The sequence below is a fragment of the Paenibacillus sp. J14 genome (assembly GCF_000518465.1).
Taxonomy (GTDB): Bacteria; Bacillota; Bacilli; order Paenibacillales; family Paenibacillaceae; genus Fontibacillus; species Fontibacillus barengoltzii.
Genome location: NZ_JADQ01000003.1, coordinates 47373 through 61127 on the forward strand (window position 1 = coordinate 47373; position 13755 = coordinate 61127).

The 13755-nt window shown below is 51.3% G+C and carries 10 protein-coding genes; 6 read left to right on the forward strand and 4 right to left on the reverse strand.

Annotated features, from left to right (window positions below; all coding sequences use genetic code 11):
• Nucleotides 1–3 precede the first annotated feature (3 nt).
• Nucleotides 4–1419 carry a dihydrolipoyl dehydrogenase gene (gene lpdA, locus M891_RS0101670; RefSeq protein ID WP_016312067.1) on the forward strand — a complete coding sequence of 472 codons (1416 nt, stop codon included), beginning with the start codon at nt 4–6 and terminating at the stop codon, nt 1417–1419.
• Between the two features lie 97 nt (nt 1420–1516).
• Here lpdA and M891_RS0101675 read toward each other — a convergent pair whose 3' ends face one another.
• The 4 genes from M891_RS0101675 to M891_RS0101690 form a co-directional block, all read right to left on the reverse strand.
• Nucleotides 1517–2335, reverse strand: a complete 819-nt coding sequence (locus tag M891_RS0101675) for a methyltransferase domain-containing protein (RefSeq protein WP_016312068.1) — start codon at nt 2333–2335, stop codon at nt 1517–1519.
• 96 nt (nt 2336–2431) lie between these two features.
• Entirely contained in the window at nt 2432–4954 is a 2523-nt protein-coding gene (locus tag M891_RS0101680; RefSeq protein ID WP_028537575.1) for an FAD-dependent oxidoreductase, read from the reverse strand.
• Between the two features lie 4 nt (nt 4955–4958).
• The gene (locus M891_RS0101685) at nt 4959–5246 is read right to left on the reverse strand and encodes an ArsR/SmtB family transcription factor (RefSeq protein WP_028537576.1); all 288 of its coding nucleotides are present in this window, start codon (nt 5244–5246) and stop codon (nt 4959–4961) included.
• Between the two features lie 385 nt (nt 5247–5631).
• Complete coding sequence (locus tag M891_RS0101690; RefSeq protein ID WP_016312071.1) at nt 5632–6405, reverse strand: hypothetical protein; 774 nt, start codon at nt 6403–6405, stop codon at nt 5632–5634.
• Nucleotides 6406–6849: 444 nt separating this feature from the next.
• Here M891_RS0101690 and M891_RS0101695 point away from each other — a divergent pair, with 444 nt between their 5' ends.
• The 5 genes from M891_RS0101695 (at nt 6850) to M891_RS0101715 (ending at nt 13738) form a co-directional block, all read left to right on the forward strand.
• Entirely contained in the window at nt 6850–8304 is a 1455-nt protein-coding gene (locus tag M891_RS0101695) for an alkaline phosphatase family protein (protein ID WP_232228260.1), read from the forward strand.
• Nucleotides 8305–8356: 52 nt separating this feature from the next.
• Nucleotides 8357–9151 carry a thymidylate synthase gene (gene thyA / locus M891_RS0101700; protein ID WP_028537579.1) on the forward strand — a complete coding sequence of 265 codons (795 nt, stop codon included), beginning with the start codon at nt 8357–8359 and terminating at the stop codon, nt 9149–9151.
• Between the two features lie 30 nt (nt 9152–9181).
• On the forward strand, nt 9182–9667 hold the full coding sequence (locus tag M891_RS0101705; RefSeq protein WP_036699200.1) for a dihydrofolate reductase: 486 nt from the start codon (nt 9182–9184) through the stop codon (nt 9665–9667).
• 170 nt (nt 9668–9837) lie between these two features.
• Nucleotides 9838–11325 (forward strand): glutamate synthase subunit beta, encoded by a 1488-nt coding sequence (locus M891_RS0101710; protein ID WP_028537581.1) that lies wholly within the window; start codon nt 9838–9840, stop codon nt 11323–11325.
• A 136-nt stretch (nt 11326–11461) separates the two neighbouring features.
• Nucleotides 11462–13738: a type IA DNA topoisomerase gene (locus tag M891_RS0101715; protein ID WP_028537582.1), complete on the forward strand. Its 2277-nt coding sequence runs from the start codon at nt 11462–11464 to the stop codon at nt 13736–13738.
• The last annotated feature ends 17 nt before the right edge of the window (nt 13739–13755 follow it).

The window sequence follows — 13755 nt, forward strand, 5'->3', positions numbered from 1 at the left end:
TCAATGGTAGTAGGAGACGCTTCTATTGATATTGATACATTAGTTGTTGGGGCAGGTCCCGGCGGATATGTGGCGGCCATTCGTGCCGCCCAACTCGGGCAAAAAGTGCTCATCGTCGACAAAGCAGAGCTTGGCGGCGTTTGCTTGAACCGCGGTTGTATCCCATCCAAAGCGCTGATTGCAGCAGCTCATCAATTTGAATCTGCTCAGCATGCGGAAGTATTTGGGGTTAAGGCGGAGAAAGTCACCGTTGACTTCAAGAAAACTCAAGAATTCAAAAGCGGTGTCGTGAAGAAAATGACCCAAGGCGTTACCGGTCTGCTGAAAGGCAACAAGATCGAAGTTTTCAACGGTGAAGTTATGTTCATCAATGAAAGCGAAGCTCGTTGCTTCAACGATCATGAATCGCCGCGTTATCGCTTCAAACATTGCATTTTGGCAACCGGCTCCCGTCCAATTGAGCTGAAACCTTTCCCGTTTGGTGGACGCATCCTGTCCTCGACGGAAGCGTTGGAACTGCAAGAAGTACCAAGCAGCCTCATCGTGATCGGCGGCGGTTATATCGGTGCCGAACTCGGTCAAATGTACTCTAAATTCGGCACGAAAGTGACGATTATCGAAGGTATGGATACCGTACTGCCTGGCTTTGATAAAGACATGACTCGCCTGGTTGCCAAGAACATGGCGAAAACCGGCATCGAAATCGTGACGAATGCGAAAGCTGAAAGTGCAGAACAAACGGATAAGAACGTAACGGTGAAATATTCTGTAAACGGTGAAACCAAAGAAGTAACTGCTGATTACCTGTTGGTAACAGTAGGTCGTCGTCCGAACACTGACGGCGATTTGGGTCTGGATCTGGCTGGCGTTGAGTTGACTGACCGCGGTTTGGTGAAAGTTGACCATCAAGGCCGCACCAGCAACCCGAAAATTTTCGCGATTGGCGATATCGTAGCGGGCCCAGCGCTTGCGCACAAAGCTTCCTATGAAGGGAAAGTTGCTGCCGAAGCAATCGCAGGACTTCCTTCCGTGGTGGACTACAAAGCGATCCCAGCGGTCGTATTTACCGATCCAGAATGTGCCAGCGTAGGGCTGACGGAGTCGGAAGCGAAAGAGAAGGGCTACAAAGTCAAAGCCGGCAAGTTCCCGTTTGCGGGCAACGGTCGCGCAACTTCTCTGAATCAGCCTGACGGCTTCATCAAGATCGTCGCTAACGCGGATAACCATGTTGTACTCGGCGCGCAAGTCGTAGGGATCGAAGCATCCAACCTGATCGCTGAGCTGGGTCTCGCGGTTGAAATGGGTGCAACGCTCGAAGATATCTCGCTGACCATCCACGCTCACCCAACCTTGGGCGAAATCGTAATGGAAACTGCAGAGCTGGTCGAAGGTCATCCAATCCACGTCATCTCTCGCTAAGTTTAGCGTACGTCTCTCCCACTTCTTCTAGAAGTGGTTCATCTCCTAATATTTTGGGCAAGACCGAGGTTACGGTCTTGCCTTTTTTTTAATTGCTTTATTTCACTCCAAGCCGCATCCGATAGCCAAACAGAATCCGTCGACGTTCTCCGCCAAATCCTTGTTTCACTTGCTTGCGAAAATGCTCGGCAGCGGTTAGAATCTCGTCTGAGCCTAATTTCAAGGCAGTTTGTACTCCACCTTGACTAAGGGCCAAGTTCGCATACCGATCTGCATCACAGTCCTCCCAATGGTGGAAGACGATCTCACGGGAATATCGGAACAGGCCGCTCTTGCGGATTTGCTGCAAATGCTGGTCCTTTGGCCATTTATAAGCTTCTTTCCCGGTCTCACTTAGTTCGCTGGCTCGTTGGTCAGCTAGCTTGGTGAGCTCTTCGTAAGCTTGCTCTAGCTCGGGCGAAACAACCGGTGGCCAATCGCAATCGTATGCAGCAAAAATGCCTCCAGGACACAATACCCGAGCGAACTCCTGCAGTGTGGGTTGCGGGTCCATCCAGTGAAAGGATTGTGAGCACGTAACCAGATCAACGGAGGAGGCTTCCAATGGCAGTTCATAGGACAAGCCTTTCACAAATTGAAGCTGCTGTGGCTTGCCGACTTCCTGCCAACGGTTGATCGCTACGGCACGCATATCATCGTTGGGTTCAATCCCTACGATTTGCTTCGCACGCTCCAACCAAATAAAAGAGGAGAGACCGGTACCGCAGCCAACATCTGCAACGACCTCGGGGCGGCGTCCTAAATACATCGTGAGGATGTCAATCAAATCAACTGGAGCTTTGGGGCGGTTTTGGTCATACAAATCACTGAACCCAGTGAAACGTTCAATGTTGTTTTGGCGGATTTGTTCGCTCATCGGGCAACTCTCCTTTTATTCGCAAGACGAAAGTTATTCCCAAATTATACCGCAAAAAAGGTTCTTGGTCGCGTAGACCAAGAACCCTTGTTACGTTTAAATCAATAAATTAATGCCCGATTGATCAGCCTTCCCTAAATAATAGCCAACGCCGCCGATTTTGACCCCGTCGATCAACTCTTCCTGGCGGATGCCCATCAAGTCCATGGACATCTGGCAGGCTACGATTTCAACCCCTTGCTCCATGGCAGTGGTCATCAATTCCTCCAGGGACGAGACGTTATTCTGTTTCATCACGCCACGAATCATCTTCGCCCCGAATCCAAGCATATTCATCCGGGAAAGCGACAATTTGCGGCTGCCGCGTGGCATCATCATGCCGAACATGCGGCCGATGAAGGTTTTGGCGACGGGAACCTTTTCCGATTTGCGCAGAATGTTCAGACCCCAGAAGGTAAAGAACAACGTAACCTTCTTGCCGCTGGCCGCTGCGCCATTGGCGATAATAAACGAAGCGATCGCCTTATCTAAATCGCCACTGAACACAATCATCGTTGTGCCTTCCGGTGAGGACGCCAGTTGCGTGGTTACTGTAGTGTCAGACTGAGCTGGGCTTTCCTTCCGCAAGTAGGCTTCGATGATCCCATCTGCACGCTTGGTGACCTGGAGCACCTGATGTTTGGACATGGTCGCCCAGGCCTGCACATCCTCATAGAAACCAGGATCCGATGCGGTGACGTGCAGAGTTTGTCCGGATTCCAAACGGTCCATTGCTTGTTTCACTTGAATCAACGGGCCTGGACAGCATAATCCACAAGCGTCTAGCTCTGCATCAGCCTGCAGCGGGGCTGGGGCTTCGTTTGGTGCAGCCGAATGACGTTCAGTCTGCGGTACAGCCGGATCTGCCTTTGCTGCGGCAACCTCCATTTTTGCCGCAGGATCTGTGGGAAGTTTCTGTGAACTTGCCCGGCCAGGCTGGTAATTCGCCATTTGATACAGCTTGTAACCGCCGGTGAGGTTGCGAACCCTGAAACCTTTTTGCTGCAGAATCCGAGAGGCGGTGTACCCGCGCAGCCCCACTTGGCAGTAGACCCAAATCTCCTTGTTGGCATCCAGCTCACTTAAGCGATCGCGTAATTCATCGACCGGGATGAGCAAGGAGCCGGGGATATGACCGTTGGCATGCTCCATTGCCGAACGAACGTCCACCAACATGGTGGTCTGTTCATCCCGAGTCGCCAAATCCTGAGGAACATACACGCGCACTCTTCCGCTCAAGATATTCTCCGCGGTATACGCTGCCATGTTGACCGGATCCTTCGCTGACGAGTAGGGAGGGGCATAGGCCAGCTCCAGCTCGGCCAGATCCGCTACCGTCCCGCGGAAACGAATCGCCGTGGCGATATCATCAATCCGTTTATCTACCCCGTCATAACCAACAGCTTGCGCACCAAGCAGCATTCCATCAGGCTGAAACAGCAGCTTGATCGAGAGCGGGGTAGCGCCGGGATAATAAGAAGCATGGGAGCTGGGATGAACGACAGTGACATGGTAAGGGATGCCCATCCGTTGCAGTGTTTTCTCATTGTTCCCGGTCGCTGCTCCGGTGAGGCCAAATACTTTAATGATGGACGTGCCTTGCGAGCCTTTGTAGGTGGTCCCTAGACCACAGACATTGTCCGCGGCGATCCGTCCTTGCTTGTTCGCAGGTCCAGCGAGAGGGATCGCTGTTTTCGAGCCATTGACGAAATCAACGACTTCAACTGCATCCCCAACGGCATAAATGTCAGGAATGCTCGTCTCCAGTTTATCGTTTACGAGAATATGTCCTCGTGGGCCAAACTCGATACCGGTATCCTTCAGAAAAGCCGTATCCGGCTGTACGCCAATCGCCAATAACACGAAATCAGCAGAAACTTCGCGGCCGTCCGAAGTCTGAACCGTAATGCGGTTTCCTTGTTCAATAAACGAGGTGACGGTCTGCGACATCAGCAGCTTTACGCCGTGATCCTCCAGTTCTTTGGCCAGGACACCCGCCATTTCGGGATCAAACGGCGCAAGAATTTGCGGGCCGCCTTCAATTAACGTAACATCAAGCCCGATTTCTCTTAAGTTCTCGGCCATTTCCACACCGATAAACCCGCCGCCGATGACGATGGCCGAAGCCGCGTTCTCCTCAGCAACCCTTTGTTTGAGGCGGTCGGTGTCCGGAATATTCCGCAGCGTATGAATTCGATTGCTCTCGATGCCGGGAAGATTCGGGCGGATGGGTTTCGCGCCGGGTGATAATATCAAGGCATCGTAGCTTTCTCGGTACTCACCGCGTTCTTTGTTGCGGACCAGCACTGTTTTGGTCGTTGGATCGATTCCGATCACTTCGCTTTCCGTACGAACATCGATGTTGAAACGGCGATGCATCGCTTCCGGTGTTTGCACCAACAGCTTCGAGCGTTCCTTGATGGAATCACCGATGTAGTAGGGGAGCCCGCAGTTCGCGAACGAAATATAAGGATCCCGTTCAAACATAATGATATGCGCTTCTTCATCCAGACGGCGAAGTCTTGCAGCCGCAGAGGCGCCGCCGGCAACGCCTCCCACAATGATTACCTTTTTGCTCATCTTATTATTGTTCCTCCTCGAATAAATGGCGAACCAATTTGATGACTCTCTCATTCGCCAGATGATAGTTAACTTCCAATCCGCTGCGTTCGGCTTCAACGATGCCTAAGCTGCGCAGTTTTTGCAGGTGTTGGGATACGGTCGATTGCGGCAGATCCAAACACTCTTGCATGTACGTCACATTGCAATGCTGCTTCTCCAGCAAGCCGCGGACGATACATAACCGAACCGGATGCGCCAAGGCTTTCAGCATTTCTGCTGTTTCCTGATAGGCTTTGAAATGGTTATCCATGCAGGTGCACCTCACTATAATCGTATCAATCGCTATATTGTAATATTACGATATATCGATATAATTTGCAACTAAGTACTACTTGCGTTAGATACAGTTATTAGTAAGGTCCATTTAGTGAGGTCCATGACCAGACAAGATCAGAATGGGGAAGGTCAGGGCCAAGGTGAGGTCGTACTGGACTATCCTGTAGATGCCGAGGATACAAACAGGGCCTGGAGGGTAGATACCAGGAGGAGGTGATCCCAGAGATATTATCCTTTCTGATTGCGGCTCAAACGACCGGTAAGGGGAGAGGAATCGGGGTGAACCTGTCGGCACCCTATTGGCGAATGAAGATTGTCTAGAGCACCGACAGGAGAAATGAAGGAAAATTGAATTCCTTCTATTTTGGCAGTTTTGCAGATGCGTTCGTGATGATCCGGGAGATTTGCTTCTCCCAATCGTAGACTTTCGCTAAAGAAGTGTGAATGGCTTTCGTTTGATCATATACGGTCTTCAACTCCAATGCAGCGACAATGGCGTCACCGCGCTTGACACTGGCTTTATACCGCTTGTCAGCCGCCGAAAGGTGTTTTCGCGCGGCGGCGACGGATTTGTTTTCGGCGGTGATCTGCTTTTTTAACGTTTGCACGGGAGTGAGCGCATCTTTCACGACTTTGACTTTGGCGGTTTTCGCTTTCTTAGCAGCGGCTAACGCATCCTTTTTCGCTTTAATTTCTGCCGAAGCAGCAGTTGCCGCAGGCTTCAACTTGTTGCGCTTCAATTCCAATAAATCAGCGGTTTTCTTATCCTTGCGTTTCTTGGCTGCTGTCACTTGCTTGCCCAATGATTTGTATTCCTCTAGCAAGGAGGCATGCTTCCGCTGCAATGACTCGGATTCCTGTGTCAGGCGAGTGATGGTAGCTTGATCAATGACTTTGAGCTTCGCATTGATGGCAGCCAAAGCGTCGTTATTCTTCTTGCGCAGTGCTGAAATTTCGAGGCTCTCCTGTTTAACCAACGTTTGTACCGCGGTTAACCCATCATACATCGCGTCTATTCCACTCAAGGCAGCATCCCAAGAGCTTGCAGCATACGTCGGTCGATATCCGCCTAACATTAGTGAAATCGTGATGACCGTCAGCAACAGCAGTTTGATCGAACTTCTCCACTTCATAACCGTCAACTCCATCCTATATGAATTTGCCATTCTCATAGAAACGCAAAAAAAGCACCTGCAAGAAAGGCGATATCGCCAGACTTGCGAGGTGCTTCACTCGCTTGATTCTATATGATTTTGGCATATTTAACTATAAACTACCAGCTCCCAAAAGTCAATCCTCTTTACGAACTTACGTTCTGTAGAGTAGGGTCTGAGGTATTGGCACAAGCGGAATTGGCATACTATGGTTAAACTTTAAAGAGGGTGAACAACATGCGATTCAAGTTCTTGTGGAGCGGGCGAATCTGTTTCTGGCTTCTGATCTTTGTCATATGTCTATTGCTGGGTGGTTGCCGTTCAACCTCGAATCCCAAAGAAGCGGATCTACTGCATATCCAATCAACAAACAACACTTTCAACGGAAAAAAGAAGGTTATTTTTGTCCTGGTTGACTCCCTTATGGACCAATTGATTCAACGCGGAATTGAGCATAATGAGCTCCCCGCCTTTCAATATCTCATTCAGCATGGCCAATATTATCCTGATATGATCAGCTCTTTTCCGACCATGTCCATCTCGATTGACAGCACGCTGCTTACCGGGCGTTACCCGGATGCTCATCATGTGCCGGGCTTAACCTGGTATCCGCATCAGGGACAGAAAGTGATAGGTTATGGCTCAGCTCCCGTTGAAATTTTGCGCCGCGGGACGAAGTCCGTTTTGACACATGCGTTAAAAGATTTAAACAATCAGCACTTAAACCCCGATGTGCCAACTAAATATGAGGATTTGAAGCAGTTGGGCTTCACCTCCGGATCGGTGAACGGATTGGTTTACCGAGGGATGACCTCACACCAAATCGACTTGCCGCAACCGTTACGCGAGCTTGTTCCGCTGGACTTGCCTTTTCAAGTGAAAGGGCCGGATTTTCTGGCTTTCGGGGCATTGTCGAACCCGCTTGACGGGGTGACGAATTTGCCTGACGGGCCTGCGGACCGGATGGGCTTTAATGATCGATATGCGATTGGAGTGGCAAAATACTTGATCCAAACCGGTCAATTGCCCGATTTTTTGCTGATTTATTTGCCGGACCTGGATGGAAAGTTGCACAAACGCGGCCTTACCGATCGTGAAGGCATCAAGGAGACGGATCGTCGACTAAAAGAGCTGCTGGATGCTTATGAATCTCGAGCACATGCGTTACACGATACGATTCTGATCGTTGCGGGAGATAGTGGAATGAGCCAAGTATTGCCCAAAGAACAACAGCCTGTAATTGATTTACCCAAGCTGTTACAGCGGTTTCACGTGTTACCGACTGGCCAAACCATGAACTCATCCACCGAAATTGCCCTCGCTGTTAACGACACGATGGCCTACGTCTACAGTTTGAAACCGGAGAATTCGCTGAAGGAGATCGCCGATGTATTGAGGAACGACCCACGAATCGACCTCATTACCTGGCAAGAAGATGGCTGGATTCATTGTGTAAACGCGGGGGATCCGACATCGATGAGATTCAAAGCAGGCGGGGATTGGATCGATCCTTATCATCAATCCTGGACCGTTCAAGGGACGGAGCAGATACTTGATTTGAAGCGAGAGAGCACAAGCAGACGCAACAAATCACGCCATATTACGTATGGAAAATATCCTGATCCGCTGCGTCGCCTTCAAGGCGCTTTACAATCCCACGAAGGGCGATTTCTTATCGTCACCGCCAAACCGGGGTATGAGCTCGCGGAAGCTGGAGCCCCGACACATTCCGGTGGCGGAGCGCATGGGGGGCTGGATGCGTCCGCATCGCTGGTGCCTCTGATCATCTACGGGACGGAGAAGCGGCCGGAATTTTTACGAATCGTCGATTTGAAGGCTTACTTACTCGATTTGTTAAAGTCGGAAAGTCGCAAATAAATCTGCTATAATAGGATGGATTAGTAGACCAATGTGACGGGGTGTTAGAACCATGAGAAAATATTTGGATTTGCTGGAGGATGTTCTGGAGAACGGAACGCCCAAAGAAGATCGGACGGGTGTAGGGACACGCTCGGTCTTCGGCCGGCAGCTGCGGTTTGACTTAAACGAAGGCTTCCCGTTGGTAACGACCAAACGGATTCATTTGAAATCAGTAATTCACGAATTGCTGTGGTTCTTGCGCGGCGATACGAATATTGCTTATCTTAAGGAACATGGCGTTCGGATTTGGGACGAGTGGGCGGATGAGAATGGCGATCTCGGCCCGGTATACGGGTCGCAATGGCGTTCTTGGGAAGCCCCGGACGGCCGAAAAATCGATCAAATCGCAAACGTGGTGGAAGCGATTAAGAAAAATCCGGATTCTCGCCGCCATTTAGTAAGTGCTTGGAACGTAGCTGAAGTCGATCAAATGAAGCTGCCGCCATGCCATTTTGTTTTTCAATTTTATGTGGCCAACGGCAAGCTGTCCTGTATGTTGACGATGCGCTCGGTGGACACTTTCCTTGGCCTGCCGTTTAATATCGCAAGTTACGCGCTGCTGACCCACATGATCGCCCAGCAATGTGACCTGGAGGTTGGCGAATTCATCTGGTCCGGCGGAGACGTGCATATTTACAACAACCATATCGAGCAGGTAAAAACCCAATTGGAACGCGAGCCTTACCCATTGCCGAAGCTGGTGATCAAACGGAAACCGGAATCAATCTTCGACTATAAGTACGAGGATTTTGAATTCATCGATTATAAGTATCATCCGACGATCAAAGCAACGGTTGCTGTGTAACATTGACGGAGGACGGAGGGATCGATCGGAATGATCACGCTTATTTGGGCGATGTCCAGAAATGGGGTTATTGGCCGGGATAATCAGCTGCCCTGGAGGCTGCCGGCGGACTTAAAGTTTTTTAAAGCGAATACAACTGGGAAAACGATCGTGATGGGACGCAAGACTTGGGAATCCATGGGCAGTAAGCCGCTCCCAAACCGGCATAGTGTCGTGATGACAGGGGATCCTTCTTTCACAGCGGAAGGCGCGGATATCGTCCACTCCGTGGAGGAAGCGTTAACCTACACGGATCGGGGAGAGCTGATGGTCATCGGTGGAGCGGGGGTGTTCCAGCACTTCCTGCCCCTCGCGGACCGGCTGATCGTGACCCGAATCGATGAGGATATCGAAGGGGATGTGTTTTTCCCTGACTTTTCATGGGAAGATTTTGAATTAGTCCATGAGGAACAGGGAGTAAGGGACGAGAAGAATCCCTATGATTACCGTTTTCTTACTTACGAACGCCGCAAATGATGTGATAATAAGTACAAATTATCGTATCATTAATCCATTAATAACATTTCCCCCGAATGCTAACATCAAGATACATTGATGACGGCGTATGAAAAGTTTTCGATTGCCCGGATCGGGCGACTCGCGACTTTTTGTATCATGTGACATGATAACGGATGGGGGAACTTGTGATGTCTACACCAACAGGATTTATGGAGTTCAAACGCGAACTTCCCGGGGACCGGAGCCCGTCCGAACGGGTGAAGGACTGGGAAGAATTTCATAAGCATATGTCCGAGGAGGATTTGCGCATTCAAGGCGCACGCTGCATGGATTGCGGCACGCCTTATTGCCACACGGGCATTGATATGGCCGGCGGGACAGCAGGCTGCCCAGTACACAACTTGATTCCGGAGTGGAATAATCTGGTATACCGTAACCTCTGGAAGGAAGCGCTGGACCGTTTGCACAAAACCAACAACTTCCCGGAATTTACGGGGCGAGTTTGTCCGGCCCCTTGTGAAGGCTCTTGTACCGTAGGTCTGATCGGAGAGCCGGTCACGATCAAGACGATTGAACAGGCCATTATCGATAAAGGTTTCGAAGAAGGCTGGGTTGTTCCTGAACCTCCGGAGAAGCGGACAGGCCGTAGAGTGGCCATTGTTGGCTCCGGACCTGCAGGTCTTGCTTGCGCTGCCCAATTAAACAAAGCGGGCCATGAAGTAACGGTCTATGAACGTGCAGACCGAATCGGCGGTCTTCTGGTATACGGGATTCCAACGATGAAGCTGGACAAAGCAGTTGTACAGCGCCGCGTGGATTTGTTGGCTGCCGAAGGCGTGAAATTCGTAACAAATACGGAAATCGGCAAAGATATTAAAGCCCAGCAGCTTGTAGATGAATATGACGCGGTGGTACTGTGCGGCGGGGCAACCAAACCACGTGAATTTAATATCGAAGGCAGCGATTTGAACGGGGTGCATTATGCGATGCCGTTCTTAAACGGGACGATTAAGAGCTACCTGGACTCCGGGTTAACCGACGGGAACTTTTTGTCCGCAGAAGGAAAGGATGTTATCGTCATCGGAGGCGGGGACACTGGCTCGGACTGCGTAGCGACGGCGCTTCGCCACGGTTGCCGCAGTGTGACGCAATTTGGTACCCATGCGAAAGCTCCGCTGGAACGGGACCCGATCAACAACCCTTGGCCGCAATTTCCGAACGTGTACACGCTCGATTACGCCCAGGAAGAAGCCAAAGCGTTGTTCGGTAAAGATCCACGGGAATTCTCGATCATGACAACGAAATTTGTAGGCGACGAAAACGGCAACCTGAAAGAGCTGCACACGGTGCAAATTCAGCGGATCGTCGATGAGACTGGACGGAAAATCTATCAGCCGATCCCAGGCACTGAGCGCGTCTTCCCAGCGCAACTGGCGCTGATTGCTATCGGGTTTGACGGTCCAGAATCGACGCTGGCGGATGAGCTGGGTCTTGAACGAGACCGCCGGACGAATGTGAAAGCGAAATACGGCCAATTCAAAACGAATGTCGATAAAGTGTTTGCCGCAGGCGATATGCGCCGGGGCCAAAGCTTGGTCGTATGGGCGATCAACGAAGGCAGAGCTGCGGCACGCGAAGTCGATAAATATCTGATGGGTTCGACGGTGCTGGTATAATCTCACCAACGAGCCGCAACATTTTGACAGGACGATCCCTGGGTCAATATGCTATAATAGGTACTAGCTTACTAGAGCTGCGCGTAGCGCGGCTCTTTTTTAGATTTGAGAGACAGAGGAAGAGGGGCCCGAAAGCATGAAAACGCTCGTAATTGCCGAAAAACCGGATATGGGACGGACGATCGCCGCTGTAATTGAGCCGAAGGCGAAAAACCACCGATCCTACCTGGAGGGAGAGCGCTACATCATTACTTGGGCGATAGGTCATTTATTAGGTTTGGCCGAACCGGACGCCTATGACGAAAAGTACAAACGCTGGAATTTCAACGACCTGCCGATTCTGCCGGATCGATTCAAGATTGTGCCGAATCCGCGCACAAAAGATCAGTTGAAGACGATCGGCGAGCTCGCAAAACGTTGTGATACGATTGTAAATGCATGCGATGCCGCCCGCGAAGGACAGTACATCTTTGCGTTAATCCAACAGCAGCTCAAGTTAACCCAGCCTGTCAAGCGCTTGTGGATTTCCGACTTGACCAATGAAAGTATTGCCAAAGGGTTTGCCGAGCTGCATGAAGCGTCCGAGTTCGAGAACTTAACGCAGGCCGCGCGGGCGCGCAGTGAAGCAGATTGGCTGATCGGAATGAACGCGACGCGTGCGTTTACGACTAAACATCGGGAGCTGCTGTCCGTCGGCCGGGTCCAAACTCCAGTGCTGGCGCTGATCTATGACCGGCAGAAGGAAATCGAAAACTTTGATTCACTGACTTATTATGAAATCAAAGCGGAATTTAAGCAGGATACCCGTATGTATACCGGAAGCTGGCAAGGGGACCGGTTGACGGATAAGGAGAAGGCGGAGGCCATTGCAAAGAAGGTTCGCGGCAAGGAAGGGCGCATCACCGAATACGAAGTGAAAGACACGAAAGAATATCCGTACAAGCTGTACGATTTGACGTTGCTGCAGCGGGAGGCAAATGCAAAGTTCGGCTATTCTGCCAAGAAGACGCTGGACATTGCCCAGGCGCTCTATGAACGCCATAAGGTGATCTCCTATCCGCGGACAAGCTCCAACTATGTGACCGAGCAAAATATCGATGGGATGCACAAGGTGCTACATATGCTGAAATCGTCGAGCTATAAGGAGCTGGCGGAAGGCGGACGTCCGAACCTGGTGCATGTCGGCAACAAGGCGGTGTGCAATCCGTCTCGGGTAGAGGATCACCATGCGATCCTTCCGACGCTTCGGCGTCCGGGCACGTTAAGCAAAGAGGAGCAGAACATCTACGATCTTGTGATCCGGCGCTTCTTGTCCCATTTCTATCCGGCGGCAGAATATAAACAACACACTGTACTCACTGAGGTGGAAGGCGAAACGTTTAAAACCAACGTGAAGGAGCTGTTGTCGCTGGGGTGGAAGGTATGTCTTCCTGGTGATGACGGAGCGAAAGCCGGAAAAGGACGAGCCAAGAAGAAAGACGAGGAAGAAGAAACCGAAGAGCTGATCAGCGAACCGTTCGAGATCGACCGTAACCGTCCAGTGCAATGTACAGACGCCGAGGCGAAGGAGAAAGCAACTCAGCCGCCAAAGCATTATACCGAAGGCACGCTGCTTAAAGCGATGGAAAGCGCCGGGAAAAATTTGGAGAACGAGGAGCTGCGCGAAGCGATGAAGGATGCGGGTCTCGGTACTCCGGCCACTCGGGCAGCAACGATTGAGCGGTTAAAGAACGTGGGATATATCACGATGCAGGGTAAAAAGATCACAGTGACGCAAAAAGGCCGGACCGCCGTTGAGCTAATTCGGCGCGCTGGTGTCGAGCTGCTGACCTCGCCGGAGATGACGGGGCAATGGGAGCGTCGATTATACCAGATTTCCAAGGGAGAAGCGGCGCGGGAGCAGTTTATGGAGAACGTGCGCCGATTCACCATCTCGATTATCGAGAAGGTGCGAACGCAGCAGAAAGCGGACGCCTCGATGTTCACGTCGGCAGAGACGGAGAAGGGTGGCCGGCGCGGAAGCCGAAGCAGCAGCGGCGGCAAAACGGGACGATCCGCCTCTTCTACAAGAGCAGGCGGGCGTCGTACAGCGCAAGCGACCACGAAGCAGCTGCCGGCAGGCACCCTTCAACCGTTGGCACCTTGCCCGCGCGAAGGCTGCGACGGTCAAATCATCGAAGGTCGCAGGGGCTTTGGCTGCACGCACTACAAGCAGGGCTGCGGCTTCGTTATCTGGAAGGAGTTCGGCGGCAAGAAAATCTCGCCGGCGATGCTAAACGCGCTGTTGACGAAAGGCCAAACTCAGCTGTTGACTTTCAAACGCGAGGGAAGCGAAGTCAAAGCCCGCATCGCTTTGGTTGATCGCACATCTGGCAAGCTGGAGCTCATGGAGGCGGAGCCTTCCCGAACTTAAGCGAAGACAAAAAACGG

Coding starts and splice junctions, on each gene's coding strand:
- M891_RS0101675 (WP_016312068.1), bottom strand. CDS start 2,335: ATGAGCGAACAAATCCGCCAAAACAACATTGAACGTTTCACTGGGTTC.
- M891_RS0101715 (WP_028537582.1), top strand. CDS start 11,462: ATGAAAACGCTCGTAATTGCCGAAAAACCGGATATGGGACGGACGATC.
- M891_RS0101680 (WP_028537575.1), bottom strand. CDS start 4,954: ATGAGCAAAAAGGTAATCATTGTGGGAGGCGTTGCCGGCGGCGCCTCT.
- M891_RS0101685 (WP_028537576.1), bottom strand. CDS start 5,246: ATGGATAACCATTTCAAAGCCTATCAGGAAACAGCAGAAATGCTGAAA.
- M891_RS0101690 (WP_016312071.1), bottom strand. CDS start 6,405: ATGAAGTGGAGAAGTTCGATCAAACTGCTGTTGCTGACGGTCATCACG.
- lpdA (WP_016312067.1), top strand. CDS start 4: ATGGTAGTAGGAGACGCTTCTATTGATATTGATACATTAGTTGTTGGG.
- M891_RS0101695 (WP_232228260.1), top strand. CDS start 6,850: ATGGACCAATTGATTCAACGCGGAATTGAGCATAATGAGCTCCCCGCC.
- thyA (WP_028537579.1), top strand. CDS start 8,357: ATGAGAAAATATTTGGATTTGCTGGAGGATGTTCTGGAGAACGGAACG.
- M891_RS0101705 (WP_036699200.1), top strand. CDS start 9,182: ATGATCACGCTTATTTGGGCGATGTCCAGAAATGGGGTTATTGGCCGG.
- M891_RS0101710 (WP_028537581.1), top strand. CDS start 9,838: ATGTCTACACCAACAGGATTTATGGAGTTCAAACGCGAACTTCCCGGG.